Origin of the sequence: Achromobacter ruhlandii (assembly GCF_902859695.1) — a bacterium.
GTDB lineage: Bacteria > Pseudomonadota > Gammaproteobacteria > Burkholderiales > Burkholderiaceae_B > Achromobacter > Achromobacter ruhlandii.
Genome location: NZ_CADIJL010000008.1, coordinates 176,750 through 196,672 on the forward strand (window position 1 = coordinate 176,750; position 19,923 = coordinate 196,672).

General features: G+C 63.6%; 19 protein-coding genes and 1 riboswitch. Of the genes, 9 read left to right on the forward strand and 10 right to left on the reverse strand.

Annotation, left to right across the window (positions count from 1 at the left end; genetic code table 11):
- Positions 1–40: 40 nt before the first annotated feature.
- Complete coding sequence (locus HV742_RS12840; protein WP_175145432.1) at positions 41–2,530, forward strand: DNA repair protein; 2,490 nt, start codon at positions 41–43, stop codon at positions 2,528–2,530.
- A gap of 62 nt (positions 2,531–2,592) precedes the next feature.
- Here the strand turns inward: HV742_RS12840 and HV742_RS12845 are convergent, their stop codons facing one another.
- Positions 2,593–3,660 carry a site-specific integrase gene (locus HV742_RS12845; protein WP_175145434.1) on the reverse strand — a complete coding sequence of 356 codons (1,068 nt, stop codon included), beginning with the start codon at positions 3,658–3,660 and terminating at the stop codon, positions 2,593–2,595.
- A 34-nt stretch (positions 3,661–3,694) separates the two neighbouring features.
- On the opposite strand from HV742_RS12845, the gene HV742_RS12850 reads away from it, so the two are divergent.
- Positions 3,695–3,931, forward strand: a complete 237-nt coding sequence (locus HV742_RS12850; RefSeq protein ID WP_175145436.1) for a hypothetical protein — start codon at positions 3,695–3,697, stop codon at positions 3,929–3,931.
- 67 nt (positions 3,932–3,998) lie between these two features.
- Here the strand turns inward: HV742_RS12850 and HV742_RS12855 are convergent, their stop codons facing one another.
- The 5 genes from HV742_RS12855 to radC form a co-directional block, all read right to left on the reverse strand.
- Complete coding sequence (locus HV742_RS12855) at positions 3,999–4,307, reverse strand: DUF5983 family protein (protein WP_175145438.1); 309 nt, start codon at positions 4,305–4,307, stop codon at positions 3,999–4,001.
- Positions 4,308–4,718: 411 nt separating this feature from the next.
- Positions 4,719–5,750 (reverse strand): site-specific integrase, encoded by a 1,032-nt coding sequence (locus tag HV742_RS12860; RefSeq protein ID WP_175145440.1) that lies wholly within the window; start codon positions 5,748–5,750, stop codon positions 4,719–4,721.
- A complete protein-coding gene (locus tag HV742_RS12865) occupies positions 5,747–6,718 on the reverse strand; it encodes a tyrosine-type recombinase/integrase (protein ID WP_175145442.1) in 972 nt (323 codons plus the stop codon). The genes HV742_RS12860 and HV742_RS12865 overlap by 4 nt, the downstream gene beginning before the upstream one ends.
- Positions 6,711–7,943: a tyrosine-type recombinase/integrase gene (locus HV742_RS12870; protein ID WP_175145444.1), complete on the reverse strand. Its 1,233-nt coding sequence runs from the start codon at positions 7,941–7,943 to the stop codon at positions 6,711–6,713. Before HV742_RS12870 ends, HV742_RS12865 begins: the two co-directional genes overlap by 8 nt.
- Positions 7,944–8,060: 117 nt before the next feature.
- On the reverse strand, positions 8,061–8,642 hold the full coding sequence (radC, locus tag HV742_RS12875; RefSeq protein ID WP_175145446.1) for a RadC family protein: 582 nt from the start codon (positions 8,640–8,642) through the stop codon (positions 8,061–8,063).
- Between the two features lie 475 nt (positions 8,643–9,117).
- On the opposite strand from radC, the gene HV742_RS12880 reads away from it, so the two are divergent.
- A complete protein-coding gene (locus HV742_RS12880; RefSeq protein ID WP_175145448.1) occupies positions 9,118–9,333 on the forward strand; it encodes a hypothetical protein in 216 nt (71 codons plus the stop codon).
- An 81-nt stretch (positions 9,334–9,414) separates the two neighbouring features.
- Here the strand turns inward: HV742_RS12880 and HV742_RS12885 are convergent, their stop codons facing one another.
- The 3 genes from HV742_RS12885 to HV742_RS12895 form a co-directional block, all read right to left on the reverse strand.
- Entirely contained in the window at positions 9,415–10,086 is a 672-nt protein-coding gene (locus HV742_RS12885; RefSeq protein WP_175145450.1) for a hypothetical protein, read from the reverse strand.
- A 112-nt stretch (positions 10,087–10,198) separates the two neighbouring features.
- Positions 10,199–10,441, reverse strand: a complete 243-nt coding sequence (locus HV742_RS12890; RefSeq protein WP_175145452.1) for a hypothetical protein — start codon at positions 10,439–10,441, stop codon at positions 10,199–10,201.
- A gap of 284 nt (positions 10,442–10,725) precedes the next feature.
- On the reverse strand, positions 10,726–11,241 hold the full coding sequence (locus tag HV742_RS12895; protein ID WP_175145454.1) for a hypothetical protein: 516 nt from the start codon (positions 11,239–11,241) through the stop codon (positions 10,726–10,728).
- 127 nt (positions 11,242–11,368) lie between these two features.
- On the opposite strand from HV742_RS12895, the gene HV742_RS12900 reads away from it, so the two are divergent.
- Positions 11,369–11,599 (forward strand): hypothetical protein, encoded by a 231-nt coding sequence (locus HV742_RS12900; protein WP_175145456.1) that lies wholly within the window; start codon positions 11,369–11,371, stop codon positions 11,597–11,599.
- On the opposite strand, the gene HV742_RS12905 is transcribed toward HV742_RS12900, so the two are convergent.
- Entirely contained in the window at positions 11,570–11,794 is a 225-nt protein-coding gene (locus HV742_RS12905) for a hypothetical protein (protein ID WP_041224349.1), read from the reverse strand. The two genes, HV742_RS12900 and HV742_RS12905, sit on opposite strands and share 30 nt — an antisense overlap.
- Before the next feature lie 845 nt (positions 11,795–12,639).
- Positions 12,640–12,840: riboswitch (cobalamin riboswitch) on the forward strand.
- A gap of 165 nt (positions 12,841–13,005) precedes the next feature.
- Here HV742_RS12905 and HV742_RS12910 point away from each other — a divergent pair.
- Genes HV742_RS12910 through HV742_RS12930 form a run of 5 tightly spaced genes read left to right on the forward strand, consistent with a single transcriptional unit; the run spans position 13,006 to position 19,902 of the window.
- Positions 13,006–15,774 carry a ribonucleoside-diphosphate reductase subunit alpha gene (locus HV742_RS12910; RefSeq protein WP_254601096.1) on the forward strand — a complete coding sequence of 923 codons (2,769 nt, stop codon included), beginning with the start codon at positions 13,006–13,008 and terminating at the stop codon, positions 15,772–15,774.
- Positions 15,771–17,822: a ribonucleoside triphosphate reductase gene (locus tag HV742_RS12915; RefSeq protein WP_175145459.1), complete on the forward strand. Its 2,052-nt coding sequence runs from the start codon at positions 15,771–15,773 to the stop codon at positions 17,820–17,822. Before HV742_RS12910 ends, HV742_RS12915 begins: the two co-directional genes overlap by 4 nt.
- A 25-nt stretch (positions 17,823–17,847) precedes the next feature.
- Positions 17,848–18,027 (forward strand): anaerobic ribonucleoside-triphosphate reductase, encoded by a 180-nt coding sequence (gene nrdD / locus HV742_RS12920; RefSeq protein WP_175145461.1) that lies wholly within the window; start codon positions 17,848–17,850, stop codon positions 18,025–18,027.
- Positions 18,020–18,691, forward strand: a complete 672-nt coding sequence (locus HV742_RS12925; protein WP_175145463.1) for an anaerobic ribonucleoside-triphosphate reductase activating protein — start codon at positions 18,020–18,022, stop codon at positions 18,689–18,691. Before nrdD ends, HV742_RS12925 begins: the two co-directional genes overlap by 8 nt.
- A gap of 41 nt (positions 18,692–18,732) precedes the next feature.
- Entirely contained in the window at positions 18,733–19,902 is a 1,170-nt protein-coding gene (locus tag HV742_RS12930; RefSeq protein ID WP_217482389.1) for a ribonucleotide-diphosphate reductase subunit beta, read from the forward strand.
- Positions 19,903–19,923: the final 21 nt, after the last annotated feature.

A 19,923-nucleotide genomic window follows, 5' to 3' on the forward strand; every position in this document is an offset into this window, starting at 1 on the left:
TCCGTGATAGCCTGAACTGAACCTTTCTTAAGGACACCTCATGCGACCTCTCACACTGACCCTGAAGGGCTTCCGCGGCATCCGCGATGGCCTGGGCCTCGATGCCCTGACGCTCGACTTCGAGAAACTGGCGGGTGACGCTCAACTGGTGGCGCTCGTTGGCGCCAATGGGCGCGGCAAGAGCACCATCATGGAAAACATGACGCCGTTCCTGACCATGCCATCGAGAGCAACTGTTGCCGGACCGGGCGGTTTCTCCTACTACGACCATGTCTTTCTGCCGGAAAACACCAAAGACTTGATTTGGGTTCACGAGGGGCGCCGCTACAGGTCGCAAATCGTCATCCGTCTCAACGGTCGACGCAGAACGGAAGCCTTTCTCCATATCGTCGACGAGCGCGGCTTTTGGCAGCCCGTGCGACTCAACGACGGCACTGTGTCTGACGGCAAGGTCGACACGTACAGCCGCTGCGTGGAGTCGATCTGCGGTAGTCCTGAGACGTTCTTCACATCCGTGTTCTCGGCCCAAGGCAAGCGGCCGTTGAGCGCTTACCGCAATGCCGAGATCAAGACCTTGCTTGCTGATCTGCTGGGACAGGACGAAATCCGTGCGCTGGGTCAGAAAGCATCGGAGACCGCTCGCCTGCTCAAGAGCGGTCTCATGCTGATTCGGCAGGAACTGGCTGGACTGGACCTTGACGGTGAACGACTGCGCGGCGAGCGCCTGCGACTCGACGGTGCGGCCGAGCTCGTCACGCGCTGCGAAACGACGCGCCAAGAGGCGCAGCGTGCAGTCGAAGTGGCCCACGCCTCGCATGCCTGCTTGTCGGTAGAGCGTGAGCAGTCGCGAGGCATCGAGGTACGGCGTTCGCAGTTGCTGGCTGAGCGCAAATCCTTGGTCGATGCAGACGTCCAGACTCAACGGACGCTACAGGTACAGGATCGCGGTGAATGCGAGCGCCTCGAACGACTTGATCAGCGCATTGCCAATCGGCTGCAGCGGGAGCGCTCCAGGCGGCAGGCCTTGGTGCAGTCACGACAGCGGAACCTCGATACGCTCGCCGACACGCGTGCCGTGCAATGGGCGACGGTTCGCCTGCCGCTGGCCGAGCGCGTGCTGTCTCATCGCCTCGCGCTGACGCGCGCCTGCCGCGATCAGACCAACGCACTGATGCAATGCCAAGCTGCTGAGCGGCTGGCCGAACAGAAATTGGCTGACATCGAGCGCGATGCGGGCAAGGCCGCGCTGAAGGCAGAAGAACTCGCCCACCGGTTCGGGTTGGCGGGCGAAGTACCTTGCGCCGGCACTGACCTGCAGGGCCAGTGCAAGCTGCTAGGCGATGCACACGAAGCGCAAGCACTCGGTCCGAGTGCAAAAGCCGAGATTGCTCGGCTGGCTCGCCAGAAGTTGGCCGCGCAAGGCGAGCTTGCCATTGCGCGGCAACAGCGCAAGGTGTTGGCAGGTGCCTCGCAGGCACTGGCTTGGGCGGAACACCGGGAAGCGATTGCGCGAGACCGGGGGGCCAAGCTGAGCGCTCTGGCCGCAAAAGCCCAGATGTGCGCCCAAGCGCGAACGGTGTTGGCGGATATCGATCAGGAACTGGCCGCGATGGGCCCAGGCGACGCAGAGTGCAAGGGCGTCGAGGTGGCTGAAGAACAAGCCGAGCGCCGCCAGATCGCTACGTCGCGGCGGATGATCGCAAAACAGTTGGAACAGCATGCACAGCAGTCGAGTACCGCACTGGCGCGCCTGGCCAGCACGCTTGCCGCGCTGCCCCCTCCTTACGATGAGCAAGGGCTGGCCGCGTCTGCCCAGGCCTTAGCGTTGGCACGCGCCGCACTGGCGACAGCGGAACAGTCGCATCTGGCAGCGGTGCGCGACGCCCAGTCTCTTGATGCGCTGTCGAGACAGGTGGCGGCGCTGGCTGAACGCAGAAGCCTGATCGACGCGCGGCGGGAGCAGGTCGAGAATGAACTGGGCAATTGGAACCTCTTCGCCCGCTGCATGAGCAACGACGGCCTGATCGCGCTGGCTATCGACGATGCCGGCCCGGCGCTGTCGGCCTTGGCCAACGATCTGCTGCTCGCTTGCTACGGACCACGATTCACAGTGTCGATCCACACCCTGCTTGAGACCGGCAAGGGGGAACAGAAAGAAGGCTTCGACATCGTCGTGCACGACGGTGAAACAGGGGAAAGCAAGAGCGTTACGTGGATGAGCGGTGGGGAGAAGAACATCGTGGAGTCCTGTCTGACCCGTGCGATTGCGCTCTACCTCGCACAACACTCGGGGCGGCAATACACGACATTGTTCTCCGATGAAGCCGACGGGGCGCTTGACCCCGAGCGCAAGCGCATGTTCATGGCGATGAAGCGTGAGGTGCTGCGCCTGGGCGGTTATGAGCAGGAATACTTCATCTCGCAGACCCCGGAACTAACGGCGATGGCAGATGTAATGATCGATTTGGACCGTCTGTGTTGGCAGGCTTCTGACCAGGCCAATGAAGTTGCTGCGCTGGCCGAAGCATGAGCCACCATCGTGGCGCAGATGTCCGCTGCCGAGGAAGCTGGCGGCGGGCATCCAGCTACCCACTACAAAGCGGCAAGAAACGCCAGTAGTTGATCGTCTGGTCGGTAGCGGCCAGACTTTCCGACATGCGGCGCTGTCTTCTCCAGGACTTGCTCCTTTAATGTCATGTCGGCCTCCAGGTAGATCTGCGTCGTCTCGACCGACTCGTGCCCCAGCCACAGCGCAATGACGGAACGATCGACACCGGCCAGGAGCAGATCCATGGCTGTCGTGTGGCGCAGCACGTGGGGCGTCACGCGCTTGCCCAGCAACGAAGGGCAGGCCGTACTCGCGGTCGCGACATGTTTGGCCAGAAGGTACTGGACACCGTCTGCGCTGAGCCGGGTGCCCCTCGCACTCGGAAACAACACCTTACACTCGGGAGGCAAGTCGATTCGCATCCATGTCTGCAGGACGTGGCGGGTCTGCTTCGCCAACGGCGTGCACCGCTCCTTGCGCCCCTTTCCGACGACATGAACGTGAGCGCCGGTGTCGAATCTGACATCCTCGCGACACAGGCCGGTCAGTTCGGAGAGCAGCAACCCCGTTTGTACCGCCAGCAGCAGGAGCGCATGATCGCGCCGACCGCCCCACGAGCTCAAGTCGGGTGCGGCGAGCAGCGCTTCGACCTCCTGGCGCGTCAGATGGCACACCTGATTGCGTGGGCCACGCTTGCTGGGGATCGCGAGGATGCGCTGGATCTGGGCGGAATGCGCCGGTGCTTCGAACGCGGCGTAGTGGAAGAATGAACGGATGGCGCTCAGGCGCAGATTCCGACTGCGCGTCGAAACACCACGCTCGCGCTCCAGGTCACCGAGAAAGTCGGTGATCACCACTGCGTCGAGTTGCTCGAAGGCCAGTTTGCAGGGTGACGTGCCAAAGTGCTTGTGCATGTACTTGAGCAGCAGGCGGAAGGTGTCTCGATAGGAGGCGATCGTGTGTGGACTGGGCCGCTGTTGCTGCATAAGCCGGCGCGTGAAGAACCCCTCGAGTATCAGCGGGAGTTCTTCGTGTCCCAGACGCCGGACCTGACCGCCATGGCGGATGCGGTGATTGATATGGATCTTCAGGGCCGCTTGTAGGATTGCCATGGCTTGTCCGGCGCCCCGCCGCTAAAATGTCTGCATGTCGAAAATCCCCGAACCCACACCCGCGTTGAACAGGCTGCGCGCAGCGGCCGGCTTGATCCCCCTCATTGAGGATGGCCTTCGCCAGTCGAAAATCACCGTCGAGAAGGCTTCTTTGATGTCGGAGTTTTGCAGCTGGGCGGCCCAGCAAGCAACGGAAGGCGGCCCGGAGGCCTTACGCCTTGGCGATGACATCAAAGCGGGCTTGGAACGGCTTAAAACGCTGCTGGCATAGCGGTGGCCGGGCATGTTCGGCCACCGCCACTATCGTGTGGTCCCGTTGTGAGAGCTGGATTGCCGACTCACGGCTCGGGCTCCTGCAAATCAAAAACCGGTAGACCGTCGATCACGGCCGCTTCGCTATCGAACTTCAGCCAGGCAATACCGGCTTGCTCCGCGACTTCGAAGATTGTGGCTAGATCGGCTTCCGTCGGCATCCGGTAACGGGGGGAGCCGACATAGATAATGCCGCCGCAGTCGGTCGGGTAGGCGTTGACCGACAAGTCGTCATCGGCCAGTTTCAGGCGGGTGCTTGAACTCAGATGCGAGATCGATAACGAGGCCAGAGGTTCAGCCTGCGCTTGCAGGGTTGCCACAGCGGGTGCTTCCATGCGCTTCTCCTCCATTTTGATGAGCCGTCGACTTGGTCTTGGGGCGCGTGCCAGTCTGACGACTGAAGTTCATGCCGCAGTTGCGACACCGGAACCAGCGCAGGCGGCCCAGCGTACCCAAGGGCACGCCGTCGCCCGCGCAAGCTGGACAATGAGGCGGGATTCTCGTCGCCATGATGATTTCCTCATGTGACAGCAAAGGCAGCCCGACCCAATGAGGTGGGCATGCCTTTGAGCATCGGACGCGACGCGGTTGGCCGGCGGCGCATGGCGTTACACCAGCCCACGTTCGGCAAACTATGTGGAGCACAACATAGTTTGCTGAATGTGGACTTCTTTGATATGTGGAGTCGCACCGCGCCCTCCCAGGAGAACGGGGGCTACCAAAGCTGTTGACTCCACATCTCCGGCTCACATCCGCCGCAACCAACCGAGCAAGTCACGGCCGTCGAATTGGAACCGACCGCCACGCGGTGGCGCCAGCGCATCTGGGAACACCTGCGCAATGGCCTGGCGCTTGAGATCGATATCGGCCCGGGCATAGCGCATCGTCGTATTCAAGCTGGCGTGCCCCAGCCACTGGCTGATGGTAGCGAAGTCCACCCCTGACTTCAGCAGCGCAATGGCTGTGCTATGGCGCAGTGAATGCGGGTGGATGCTCTTGTCTCGTATGCTCGGCGTCCGCTGCGCCGCAGCGGCGACGTACCGGCGCAACAGGTAGCGCACGCCAAAGCGCGTCAGCGGCCCACCGCGGGCATTGGTGAAGAGCAGCGCATCCGCGGGATCCCCGTCGGGCGCCGGTGCTTCAGCGATGAAGGCGCGCAGCAGCTTGGCCGTTGCTGGCCAGATCGGACACAGTCGCACCTTGTTGCCCTTACCGTGAAGGCACACCTGGGGCGGCGCATCCAAGCGCACATCGCGCCGCCTCACGTCCAACGCCTCCTGCACGCGCGCGCCGGTGTTAAACATCAGGGCGAACAGGGCATAGTCGCGCCGGCCCAGTGCGGTGTCACGGTCGATGCTCTGCAGCATCGCCTCGATCTCGGCGCGCTCCAGATAGTCGATCGGCACCTCGCGCGCGCCACGCTTGTACGGCAGGCCGATCACCTGCTGCAGCGAACCCAGATACTCCGGCCGGCGCGTCGCTAGGAAGCGTGCAAAGACATGGATGGCACCGAGGCGGGCGTTACGGGTGGCGATCCCGTTGCCACGGTCCGTCTCGAGGAAGTTCAGGAAGTTGATCACCCGCTCGGCGGTCAGATCGGACACCTCCAGTCGCTCGATCGGTCGCTTGGCGTTAGCTGAGGCGAACTGCAGCAACAGCAGCAAGGCGTCCCGGTAGCTGCGCACCGTGTTTGGGCTCAAGCCACGCTGCGCTGGCAGGAACTCCTCGAAGAAGCGTACCAGTTCGCGCCCGAGATCGGTTGGGGTGAACGGCTTCATGAGGCACCTCCTTCGATCACCCCCGCGCAGGAGCGCGCGAACCGATCCGATGCCTGCGACATGACCGCCGGCATCCAACGCAGGTAGTACGCGGTCGAGACGATTGACACATGGCCCATGTAGAGTGCGAGCTTGGGCAGGCAGGACTGGACATCGGCGTTGGCCTTGTACCAGCGCAGCAGCGCCGACACCGCGAAGCTGTGCCGAAAGTCCTGCACACGTGGACACCGGCCGGCGCTGTCGTGAATGCCAGCGCAACGCAGCAGGCGTTTGAAGCTGCTGTAAAAGCCCTCGCCAGTGTAGGCACGCGATCCCCGGGTGCATAACAGCGGCGCCTCTCGGTGCTCATCGAAATGGGCCTGTTGCCGCACCGCAAGGTAACACCGCAGCTCAGCATGCGCGCTGACCGACAGGGGAACCCAGCGTGACTTGTGAAACTTCGACTCCCGGATCCGCAGAATTCCGGCGTCGGCATTCACATCGCCCAGCGTCAGACGGACGAGTTCACCGCGCCGTAGTCCGGCGGTGTACAGCAGCACGACCGCCAGGCGCATGGCCTGCGCCCGCACGGGGGATCGACTCCCAGAGGGCAGTTGCGATACGTAGGTGAGCAATTTCGCCACCTGCCCGGGCTCGATGATGGTCGGCAGCGCATGCGGCTTCTGGCGCGCGAGCGAGTCCCGATCCGGCAGGAAGCAGCCGAGATCGCTGCGTCGGCGATAGCGGTAGAACTTGTAGACGGTGTGCTCACGTACGACGCGCGTACTCGAGCTGAGGTGGTGGAACTGCGCGCGCCAGCAGTCGAAGAGGGCCGGATCGAGATCAGTGGCGCCAGCGCGTATGAGGAAGCTGCGCAGCTCGCGCAGGATCAGTTCCTCCTTACGGTAGGCGCGGCCGATGGCGTGGCGGCTGTTCAGATAGGCCGCGACGGCGGCGTCCCAGGTGTCCAGGCAATGGGTTTCATGCATGGCCGTCTCCCTGACCGAGATCTGCCTCGGGCACTTCGAGGGCGACGCCGCGCAGCATCTCAGTGTCCAGCCGCAAGTAGGTGCAGGTGCTCTCCAGGCTATGGTGGCCGAGGAGGTCACCGATGGCCTTGACGCCCACGCCCCGCGTGAGTAACCGCATCGCGAACGTGTGTCGCAGGCGGTAGACGTTGTGGTCCGGCAGTTCCAGATTGGACTGCCGAACGCGCTTCTTGAAGATGTCGCCGATCGCATAATGTTCCAGTGGGCCGCTCGGGCAGCGTGCGCGCAGGAACAACTCGGGGTAATCCGTGCCTTGTGCACGGCGCTCGTGCGCCAGATAGTCGCGCAAGAGCCGCATGGTCTGGGGCGCCAGCGGCAGCAGCAGGTCCGACCGGGTCTTGCATTGGACGACATGCAGCACGGCGGCCTCCCAGTTGATCGAGTCTACGCGCAGCGCCACGACTTCGGACGGCCGCAGGCCGTAGTGGGCCATCAGGTGCAGGATGCACTGATCGCGCCGCCCCGCCTTGCTATGAAGGTCGATTGATCGAATCAGCGCCTGGACCATCGACCAATCGAGCGCCCGTGGAGGCAACTCGCCACGGTAGGTTCGGGGCGTCTCAATCGCATCGAGCACGCGTCCGATCGCGCCGTGGTCGTGACAGTAGCGCAGGAAGCTCCTCAGGTACGCGACTACATGCTGCAGCGAGTGGCGAGTCACCTCGCGGCTGCGCAGGGCAACGTATCGTTCGATGTCCTCGAGCTTGAGCGCGTCTAACTCCTGCCCAGCCCCGAGGCCACGCGCCAGGAAATCGGCGACGGTCATCGCATGGTGCTGGCAAGACGACAGGGACAGGCCGCGCAGTTCCCGCAGGTGCCGCTCGTAAGCGATACACAGGTGGGTGTGGCGGCCTTTGTCCTCGTCCTTGATCAGCCGACCGTGCGCAAGCAGGAATCGGCCATAGGTACGTTCGGTGGCATGAAACCGATGGAAGCGGCTCGGCACCCCTCGGCCGACAGCCACGAACGCACTGTGCACGTCTTCCACGCGGCAAGTCGGGCCTGCAAGTCGAGGCAAGACCTGCTCCAGCCGCAGCAAGTGCAGATGAGTGACGAACGGCGTGTAGCGCTCGCAGCCGAGCCACAGCGCAAACTCCTTCAACTCCGGCGCGAACGCTGATCGCGCCAACAGCGTGCGTGTATTGCTGGGAAAATTGATAGCCATGGTGTCTCTCCTCATGCAGTGGATGGACACCGTACGGTACGTGCGACGCGGAGTTATGTGCAGTTCGCCGACGCCAGCGCGGCGGCAGGAGCCGCGTGGACTCCCGCACTGCACATATCAAAGTCGTCCACATTCGGCAAACGACACTACCGTGTCGCCGGCGACGACGAAATGGTCGATCACCCGCACATCCACCAGGCTCAGCGCCTGCTTCAGGCTCTGTGTCAGCAGCTCATCGGCCCGCGAGGGCTCGGCTTCCCCCGAGGGATGGTTGTGCGCAACGGCCAGCGCGGCGGCGTTACGGGCGAGCGCCCCCTTGACCAGTTCCCGAGGATAGACGGAGGTCTGGGTCAATGTCCCCCGGAACAATTCCTCGACTTCGATCAGGCGGTGCTGGGCGTCCAGGTAGAGCGCCAGGAACACCTCGTGCTCCAGGCCAGCGCAATACAGCCGCAGCCAATCGCGCAGGACTTGCGGCGAAGTCATTAGCGGGCCGCTGCGCATCTGCTCACGCAGATTGCGCAGCAGCAGTTCGCGGGCAATGCCCAAGCGATGGGCGAGAAAGGTATCGGTGGTGCCGAGCATGCCCATTTGCGCCACGGCATCGCTGACGTGCAAACGGTTGGTACTCGACGCGCAAACCAGGGGCGAGAGTAATTCACTGACCAGATCAGCGCGGGGCAAGGCAGATAGATTCATGGCGTTCTCCTCTATGAAACAAGAAAAGCGGAAACGCCGATCCCAAAGGGGACGAGGTCCCCGCTTGGGATGAAGGTGCGGACGAATGTACGTAACATCGGTCGGCACGATGAATGAGGCAGGTATCGACTGCGACGCCGGCCAGAGCCGGGCTACATCCCAAGATGGAATGCAGGTATGCCCAGTCAGTTTCCGGCATCAGTAGGGTGGATTCAAGGGGATGTAGAGGACGCAATGTTCAAGCGGCCGGAATCCGACGGGCTTGCGAATGGCGTCGATGATGAGGGCGTGCCGATCGCTTCCTGCGGCGCAAGGGTGCGGTCGGCTTGGTCAACAGGGCCTACTTGCACTCCAGTGTGATCGGGATGTCAGCCTAATTGCACCGCACAAATTTTTTGCGTGACCGCCGTAAAACCCAGGACAAGCCTGAAAAATTTGATCAAGATGAAGGCTCAACCCTTCACGTAGAACGACGATGATCCGCCTCGGCTCGCAAATTCGACTCACTCGCCGGGAGGTCGAGCGCTTCCGGAAGATCACCGACATCGAGCCGGTGGACCTCCGCACGCTCGACGACCTGGACGCCTACATCGCCCGATGCAAGGCGCACTACTGGGGCGTCTCCAGGGACACCCAGTTCCTGCATTGGCTCATCGACCGCGAATACGCCCAGTGCCGCCTGGCAGCATAGCGCGGTTGGTTTTCTGGGGGCGACAGCCTCCCCAGCGTTTCTGCCGGGGAGGCGCCGCGCCATCGGGTACTGCCCTCGAAGTCACTGGAAGACACGCGGCTCGATCGTCGCGCCGCGCATGAAGGCGAGGTAGGCGCCGGCCTTGCCGATGTCCCGGAAACTGGCGACGACTTCCTCGCGCCGCAGAACGTTCCAGGACCGGTCGGCGTCGCCCGAAGGCCTGATGCTCAAGTCGGCTTCACGGTAGGCGGCATGGCGATACAGGAAGTCGCCCGATTCCCAATCCACGATGGCAAGGAGGCAGGCGCACAGGATGGCACTGCCGCCATGCTCGCCGGGCTCGATCAGCAAGGGGACCTTCAAACTCCCCGTCGAGCGGCCAATCCGGCCGACGACGTCGTGCTCTTCCAGCCAGGGTTCGCCGGTGCTCGTCTCACCCAGGATCAGGCGGACCTTTCGTTCGCGGGTGCGGCAGGATTCCAGGACCCTGGTGGCCTTGGCATCCGTGCCGGGATCGAAGTAGGTCGTGCGTGTCAGCGGCGACTCGCTCCAGGCCTGGACGGCTCGGCCGTACTTTTCGTAGCCGGTGAGGGTTGCGTAGTCCTCGTCCGTGAACGACAGGTCGGCACGGCCCAACTTGCAGGCGATCTGGTTGGCGTGATCCCGGGCATTGGCAAAGCCAAGGCAGGTATAGCCCTCGCCGCAATCGATCACGTAGCGCTGTTGCGCCGCATTGATGCTCACCTTGTTCATCTCGGGTTCCTTTCGAAATATCGTGGAACCCCACCCCGTCGGGCGTGAGCCCCACGGGGTTGTTGGGTATCCAGCAGGCCGGAGGTCGGCGAGCCGGTGGTGTCGCTGCGGCTCAGGCCGCCTGCGCCACTGCCTGGAATCCTTGCTCCAGGACGCCGGCATCGGCGGTCAGAATCGCTTGGTCGGACTCCAGACGACCCAGCTTCAGCAGCAGGGCGTCGGCGTGGTCCTGGTCTTCCGGGCTCAGGGAGGGGCGCAGTTGCAGGACCTCCTTCTTCATGAGGCGAAGCTCTTGGACGATGGCGCGCTCGGCGCGCGTTTCGATGGCATTCAGGATTTCAGTAGCGGTTCTCATCAATGGATTCCTTTCATTGCTGAAAAAAATGGGCCGGCATGCCGGGGGCAGATCGGCGGGCGAGGTTTGGCCCGGCGGGCGCAGACGGCGTAGCGGGCGGGTGGGGGCGCCCCGTGAAGTCGGCTTGCCGGCGTTCATGGGCACTCGATGAGGTGTGCGGGGATCGGGGCGAGCACCGCACGCGCCGCTGGGGAACAGCGGGCGTGGGCGTTCGGCGATCCGGATGCGACGGCAAGTGCCGCCGCATCACAGGCCGGGCCGGTGATGGCCTGGCGCTTCTCGGGTCAGGCGGCCGAGCGCGTTGATTTTCCGCTGGGCGAGGCCTGGGCTTCAGTGGATGCGGGTAACGGGTCGGCCGCAGGCTGGGCCGCCTGTTGCTCGAAGGCCGTGTGTGCCGCCGTGAACTCGGTTTCCCGAGCCAGGCGGCGCACTTGGGCGACGGCGGGCTCCTTGACCATTTCGGGCAGGCATTCGACGGCGATGTCGCTGCCGTGCCGCAGACCCTTCTGCAGACTGTGCAGCGGCCGGACGAACAGGCCGTGGCACAGCCAGCGGACAAACTGACCGATCCGCTTGTTGCGTGCCTGGCGGGCTTTGTGCCGACGCAGGGATTCCTTACAGCACAGATACAACGCCAGATGGGTGCGCTTCATTTCGGGATCGGACTCGAGCTGGGCCATGACTTCCGTCGCGATGGCCGGATCACGGCCGACGCGCTGGTAGAAGCCGACCCAGGCACGCTCTTCCTCGGACTCGATACCGGAGCGCCGGGGGCGAGGACGGGGTTTCTCAAGGGACATGATGTTTCTCCAAAGACGAATAGAGGGAACACCCGTCCCTGGTCGGGGAGGCGGTGGACTCCCCGGGGTTGCACGGACATGCGGCGCTGCTAAGCTGAACGCTCACAGGTCAAGAGGTGCCCACACCATGCTGCGTGCAGGCGATGCGCTACGGTTCACGCCCGACGAAATCGAGGACTTCCGAAAACTCGGTCTCGACTTCGACGGGGCGCGAACACAGGATGACATCGACCAGGCATTGGCCCGATGGGCCGATACGCTGAACGATGAACGTCCCGATCTGCTGGAAAAGATCGCTGCGGCAATGGCGAAGGCCAGGGGCATCCCGCTACCCGCGCGCTTGACGCGGATACGTTGATGCGGCGTGCCTGCCGTTGTCCTCGGCAATCTTCATCCAGCGGTCGGCGATCCGGTCCAGGTAGACCAGATCGTCGGCTTCGATCTCGCCCGACTCTCGCAAGCGGGCGATCACCTCCTTGACCAGGGACGGATCGTCCTTGGCCAGTTGGATCACAGTGGCGGCAATGCGCCGGCGGTAGAGGCTGATCGGCATGATCAGGCTCCTGCCGCGCGGTACTCGGAAGCGCCGCCAGACCGTCCGGGGACGGTAGGCCTCGGTTTCAACAACGCCGGCACAATCGGCATGCGCAGGGACGGTCGGGCGTACCCGGAACCACCCAGCAGCACGGCGACCGGGCGCGACTCTCTCGTCGCAGGGATTGCGAACATGGTGTTCTCCTTCAGGAATGAAAGGGAACACCGATCCCTGGCGGGGAACTTGGGGTTCCCCGTTCGGGATGCTCCGCCGTGGACGGCAGAGCGGCTCAGCGACGCGCCAGGCGGCACGTGCAGGATGGAGGCCCACGGCTCTTTGCGAACGGGGCCTTCGCTCGATGCCGATTGACCCGAAGATCGCGCGGCAGGACACAGTGTTCAGCCGGGCGGCTGAACCAGACACTCGGCCAGGGACATGGCCGGACCCGACCGAAGTCGGGGATTCAAGAGGCAGGTAACGACTGCGACGCCAGCGAGGCTGGACTTCAGGGTGGCCGAGGCCGCCGATGAAGGCTGTGTAGACACGATGTCCACAGAAAGCCCTTGCAGTATCGCGCTGGACTTATCCGGGATTCAAGACAGCGGTTTTGTTTGCCACACGCAAGCGTCGGGAATTCCGAGCTTCTTGGCGGGGTGCGAGCTTTGTGCGGGTAATGTGCCTTACCCACGGCGAGGCATGTGCGTGCCATCCAGATGGCACTAAACCGATGGTGGCAACGACCGGGAAAACAGAAAAGCGCTGATGGGTTTGCGCACCACGACCACTACAGGTAGTGGCATCAAGTCATCGAAACACCGTATATAGTATATTTGCCTCCTTGACACCCCGAGTCTGTTAAGCCTAGACTCGATGCCGTTGATGGTTCCCTTCCGGGGATTAAAACGGGAATCCGGTGCCGGACCGCAAGGTCTGAATTCCGGGGCTGCCCCCGCAACTGTAATCGGCGAGCGCTTCGCCAACACATGCCACTGGATGCGTCCGGGAAGGTAGGTGAAGCGCGTTGAACCGAGAGCCAGGAGACCTGCCGCAACGAACTTTCTTTCATGGTTTTGGGGCGGGGTGTCCCTGACGAGAGGTTTATTGCGTGTTCATTTGCCGTTTGCCTGCTGTGCTAATCCGGTCTCGGGATATTTTCCCCCGGCTGGCTGGCGTTGGCCTGCGTCCGGCCCACGCTCTCGGTTCTCCGCCCCCCGATACGGAGAATCGCCTTGCAATCCAATGTCCTGATCCATTCCGCCGGTAACGACTTCGCCGTTGCCGCTCTGCAGGTTATCCGCCGCAATGGCGCGCTCGTCGCTTTCGATGCCGACAAGATCGCCGTCGCGCTGACCAAGGCCTTCCTCGCCGTCGAAGGCAGCCAGAGCGCCGTGTCGTCCCGCGTTCGCGAGGTGGTGGCGCGCCTGACGCAGACGGTGATCCGCTCCCTGACGCGCCGCCTGCCGGATGGCGGCACGGTGCATATCGAGGATATTCAGGATCACGTTGAACTGGCCTTGATGCGGGCCGGCGAACACGACGTTGCCCGGGCCTACGTGCTGTACCGGGAGCGCCGGACAGCCGAGCGCACCGTCAGCCATGCGGCAGAAATCAGCGTCGCCGAACTGCATGTGCTCGATGGCGGCCAGCGCCGGCCACTCGACCGCGCCGCGCTGCTGAAAATCTGCGCGGCCGCCTGTGACGGACTGGGCGAGGTCGTTTCGGCCCGCACTGTGTTCGACCAGGCGCTGAAGAATCTCTACGACGGCGTGCCGCTGGCCGATGTGCATCAGGCGTTGATCCTCGCTGCGCGCACCCTGATCGAGCGCGAGCCGGCCTACAACCAGGTGACCGCCCGCCTGCTGCTGGCCAGCCTGGGCCGCGAGGTGCTCGGCCGGCCGGTGACGCTGGATGAACTCGCAACAGTCACCGCCGACTATCTCCCGATTTTCATCAAGCAGGGCATCGCCGCCGAACTGCTCGACCCGCGCCTCGCTACCTTCGACCTGCCGCGCCTGGCCGCCGCGCTGAAGCCGGAACGTGACCTGCAATTCGGCTACCTCGGCCTGCAGACCCTGTACGACCGCTATTTCCTGCACATCGACGGCCGCCGCATCGAGTTGCCGCAGATATTCTTCATGCGCGTCGCGATGGGCCTGGCCTTGAACGAGATCGACCGCGAAGCCCGCGCCATTGAGTTCTACGACCTGATTTCCAGCTTCGATTTCATGTGCTCGACGCCGACGCTGTTCAACAGCGGCACCCTGCATTCGCAACTGTCGTCGTGCTACCTGACCACCGTCGCCGACGATCTCGAAGGCATCTACCAGTCGATCAAGGAAAATGCCCTGCTGCAGAAATACGCCGGTGGCCTGGGCAACGACTGGACGCCGGTGCGCTCGCTGGGCAGCCGGATCAAGGGCACCAACGGCCAGAGCCAGGGGGTGATTCCCTTTTTGAAGGTGGTCAACGACACGGCGGTCGCCGTCAACCAGGGCGGCAAGCGCAAGGGCGCGGTCTGCGCCTATTTGGAGACCTGGCACCTCGACATCGAGGAATTCCTCGACCTGCGCAAGAACACCGGCGACGAGCGCCGGCGCACGCACGACATGAACACCGCCAACTGGATTCCCGACCTGTTCATGAAGCGGGTCATCGCCAACGCCGAATGGACGCTGTTTTCGCCGGTCGACGTGCCCGATCTGCATGACAAGTTCGGTGCCGAATTCGAAGCCGCCTACACCGGCTACGAGGCGCAGGCTGCCGCCGGCCGGCTGAAGCTGCACAAGAAGATTCCCGCCGTCCAACTGTGGCGCAAGATGCTGACCATGCTGTTCGAGACCGGCCATCCGTGGATCACCTTCAAGGATGCCTGCAACCTGCGCTCGCCGCAGCAGCACATCGGCGTCGTGCACAGCTCCAATCTATGCACCGAGATCACGCTGAATACTTCGGACGAGGAAACCGCCGTCTGCAACCTCGGCTCGGTCAATCTGCTGGCCCACCTCAAGGATGGCGCACTTGACCAGGCCAAGCTGGCGCGCACCGTGACCACCGCGCTGCGCATGCTCGACAACGTCGTCGACATCAATTTCTACGCCACCCCAAAGGCGCGCAACGCCAACCTGCGCCACCGCCCGGTCGGGCTGGGCATCATGGGTTTCGCCGATTGCCTGTACGAACTCGGCCTGCCTTACGCGTCGACCGCGGCGGTCGAGTTCGCAGACCGGACCATGGAAGCCGTGTGCTACCACGCCTACGGGGCATCGACCGATATGGCCCGCGAGCGCGGCCGCTATTCCAGCTACCCCGGCAGCCTGTGGGCCCAGGGCATCCTGCCGCTCGATTCGATCCGGCTGCTGGAGGAAGGGCGGGGCGGCCATGTCGACCTGAACCGCGAGTCGACGCTCGACTGGGCCGGCCTCAAGGAACGCATCGCCCGCCACGGCATGCGCAACTCCAACTGCGTCGCCATCGCGCCAACCGCCACCATCTCCAACATCGTCGGCGTCTCGGCCAGCATCGAGCCGACCTACCAGAACATCTACGTCAAATCGAACCTCTCCGGCGAATTCACCGTGGTCAACGAGGCGCTGGTCCGCGACTTGAAGGCGCTCGATTTGTGGGACGAGGTCATGGTCGCCGACCTCAAGTACTTCGACGGTTCGCTGGCCCGCATCGAGCGTGTGCCGGACGAGTTGAAAGCGCGCTACGCCACCGCCTTCGAAATCGACCCGGTGTGGCTCATCGAAGCGGCCGCCCGCCGCCAAAAATGGATCGACCAAGCCCAGTCGCTGAACCTCTACCTGGCGCTGCCTTCCGGCAAGAAGCTCGACGAAATCTACAAGCTGGCCTGGCTGCGCGGTTTGAAGACCACCTACTACCTGCGCACGCTGGGTGCCAGCCAGGCCGAGAAAGCGGGGGGCAGGGACGATGCCGTAACGTCGGAAGAACCGAAATTCTGTTCCATCGACAACCCCGAGTGCGAGGCCTGCCAATGAGTACCAACGAACTGCAAGCGACCGTATCGGAAGCGATACCCCTGGTTTCCCCGTCGCTGCCGCGTCGCATCCTGCGTCGTGACGGTTCCGATGTCCCTTTCGAGGTCGAGCGCATCGCTTCGGCATTGGCTCGCGCCGGTGCCGCCAGCAGTGAATTCGATGTGGCCGAGGCGCAGTTGCTGACGGCTCGGGTGCTCAAGGTGATTCGCCACCGCTATGCCGATTCGGCGCCCACGGTCGAGCAGGTGCAGGACATCGTCGAACAGACGCTGGTCGACGCCAACCACCTGAGGACCTTCCGCGCTTACGTTGCCTACCGCGACCAGCACCACCGGCTACGCGAGGATCGCCGCACGCTGGTGGACGTCGCGGCCGCCATCGACGAGTACGTGGATCGCGCTGACTGGCGTGTGCGGGCCAACGCCAACCAGGGGTATTCGCTGGGCGGATTGATCCTCAACGTGTCGGGCAAGGTGGTCGCCAACTACTGGCTGTCGCATGTCTATCCGCCGGAGATCGGCCAGGCGCACCGCGATGCCGACATCCACATCCACGACCTCGACATGCTCTCCGGCTATTGCGCCGGCTGGTCGCTGCGCCAGGTGCTGTTCGAGGGGTTCAACGGCGTGCCCGGCAAGCCCGAGGCCGATCCGCCCAAGCACTTCTCCAGCGCCCTCGGCCAGATGGTCAATTTCCTCGGCACGCTGCAGAACGAATGGGCCGGAGCCCAGGCGTTCAGCTCCTTCGACACCTACTTGGCGCCTTTCGTCCGCAAGGACGGCCTCGGCTACGACGCCGTGCGCCAGGGCATGCAGGAATTCGTCTACAACCTCAACGTACCTTCGCGCTGGGGTACCCAGACGCCGTTTACCAACCTGACCTTCGACTGGGTCTGCCCGGAAGACCTGCGCGACCAGGTGCCGGTCATCGGCGGCGCGGAAATGCCTTTCGCCTACGGTGAGCTACAAGCCGAGATGGACCTCATCAACCGGGCCTACATCGAGGTCATGAGCGCAGGCGACCGACGGGGCAGGGCCTTCACCTTCCCGATTCCGACCTACAACATCACCGAGGATTTCCCGTGGGAGTCGGACAACGCCGAGCGCCTGTTCGCCATGACTGCCAAGTACGGCCTGCCTTACTTCCAGAATTTCCTCAACTCGGACATGAAGCCGAACCATGTCCGTTCGATGTGCTGTCGCCTGCAACTCGATCTGCGCGAGTTGCTCAAGCGCGGTAACGGTCTCTTCGGCTCGGCCGAGCAGACCGGATCGATCGGCGTCGTGACCATCAACTGCGCTCGTCTCGGCCATTTGCATGCCGGCGACGAGGCGGCGCTGATGGCCTGCGTCGACCGTCTCGCCGACATGGCGCGTGACAGCCTGGAAATCAAGCGCAAGGTCGTGCAGCGGCTGATGGATGACGGCCTCTTTCCTTACACCCGGCGCTATCTTGGAACGCTGCGCAACCATTTCTCGACCATCGGGGTGAACGGCATCAACGAGATGGTGCGCAACTTCACCGCCGGCGCCGCCGACATCACCAGCCCCGAGGGTCACGTGCTCGCGCTGCGCCTCCTCGACCGCTTGCGCGACCGGATGCGCGACTATCAGGAAGAAACCGGCAATCTCTACAACCTGGAGGCAACGCCAGCCGAAGGCACCACCTACCGTTTCGCCAAGGAGGACCGCAAGCGCTGGCCCGACATCCTGCAGGCCGGAACGGCGGACAAGCCGTATTACACCAATTCGTCGCAGTTGCCGGTCGGCTTTACCGACGACCCTTTCGAGGCGCTGATGCGGCAGGACGAATTGCAGACGCGCTACACCGGCGGCACCGTGCTGCATCTCTACATGCGCGAACGCATCTCGACCCCGGCCGCCTGCCGGCAACTGGTGCGCACGGCGCTGTCGCGTTTCCGGCTGCCCTACATCACGATCACACCAACCTTCTCGATCTGTCCAAAACATGGCTACCTGGCCGGCGAGCACGAGTTCTGCCCGAAATGCGATGACGAAATCCTCGCCCGGCGCGGCCACGCCCATTAATACCCCCATGCGAAAGGAAGAAACCATGTCTGAAACGAAATCTCAAGCACTCCTGAACGACTCCGAACGCCAGCGCTGCGAGGTATGGACCCGCGTCATGGGCTACCACCGGCCGGTTTCCGAGTTCAACCCGGGCAAACAGAGCGAGCACGGCGAACGACGGCACTTCGCCGAACCATGCCAGGCATCGGCCGCTTGTGGCTGACAGGAAAACCCTGGTGGTGGGCGGGCTGACGCCATTCACCACCATCGACTTCCCCGGCCGGCTGGCCGCCGTCGTCTTCTGCCAGGGGTGCCCATGGCGCTGCGGCTATTGCCATAACCCGCACCTGCATTCGCCGCAGGGCCGGGAAAGGCCCTGGAGCCATGTGCTCGACTGGCTGGAGCCCCGGCGGGGCCTGCTCGACGGCGTCGTTTTCAGCGGTGGCGAACCGCTGCTGCAACGCGGCCTCGCCGCCGCTCTCGGCGAAGTTCGGGCGCGAGGCTTTGCCACCGCGCTGCATACCGCCGGCATCTACCCGCAGCGTCTGGCTACCGTACTGCCGACACTCGACTGGGTGGGTTTCGACGTCAAGGGGCCGTTCGACGATTACCGCCGCATCACCGGTGCCGGCGCCGGAGAAACGGCGCTTGCTGCGCTGGATGTTCTGCTCGATGCGGGGACGGACCACGAAATACGCTGCACCGTGGATACCGGGCTGCTGGATGTCGACGCCATTGCCCGGCTGGCACGCCAACTGGCGGCTCGGGGCGTCTCCCGGCTCGTTCTGCAGCCTTGCCGCCGTAATGGGCAGCCGGCACAACTGCCCGACGCACTGCTCGACGCAGCGGCGGCCTATCTGCCGCAGATCGAGATACGCAACGTCTGAACGCAGCCGGCCTGATCAATTTTTACCGAAGGAACACATAAATGAATGCACCATTCACCGGCGCCCTGTTGAACGACTGGGACCTGCCATCTGCCGCGCCGCAGGCGAATGCTACGGTCGACCCCGAAAAACAGGCAAAAACCACCGTCGACCATTCGCTTCAGGCGAAGCTCCCGGCGGACGGCGTGCCAACCAAGTCGGCCTATCTCGCCCCGATCAATGCCGCCGACAAGCGCATCGTCAACGGCAAGGCAGACATCAACCAGCTCGCCCCGTTCAAGTACCCGTGGGCCTGGGAGTTCTTCCTGAAGGCCAACCGCAACCACTGGACGCCGCTGGAAATCGGCATGGCGCAGGACGTGCACGACTACCACCACAAGCTGACAGGCGCCGAGCGCCACGTCTTCGAGAACGTGCTGGCCTACCTGACGACCTCCGACATCCTGGCCATGCGCAACATCGGCCTGGCCGTCATGGAAAAGATGAGCGCCCCGGAACTGCAGATCTACCAGGCCCGCCAGGTCTACGAGGAAGCGCTGCACACCTGGACCTACCAGCACTGCATCGAAAGCCTCGGCCTCGACCAGCAGGAAATCTACAACCGCTACCGCGTCGTGCCGGAAATCCACGGCAAGATCGCGCTGGCCAACCGCCGCCTGGAGCGGGTCATGCGCGCCGATTTCGACCTCGAAGACCGCGCCAACCTGCACGAATTCGCGCTCTCCTACTTCTTCTTCGCGGTGATTTTCGAAGGCTGCTGGTTCTACAACGGCTTCACCCCCGTCTTCGCGCTGCAACGGCGCGGCCTGATGAAAGGTGCCGCCGAGCAGCTGCAGTACATCATGCGCGACGAGGTGCTGCACTGCGCCTTCGGCATCCGCGTCATCCGCGAACTGATGATCGAGGAAAACCTGAGCCTCGACCCGGCCGCCCTGCGCACACTGTGGGACGAAGCAGAAGCGGCCGAAACCGCCTACGCCGGCTACATCCTGAAGGAGCCCATCCTCGGCTACAACGCCGAAATGCACGTCGCCCAGTTCCGCTTCATCGCCAACCGGCGAGCCCGCCAGGTCGGCGTCGCCGAGCCTTTCCCCGGCGCCGAGAACGTCCTGCCCTGGCTCGACGAACAGGCCAACCTGCGTAAGGAGAAAAACTTCTTCGAAACGCGGGTCACCGAGTACCAGACGGGTGGCGCACTGGCCTGGGAGTGAATCCCACGTCCAAGCGGCTTG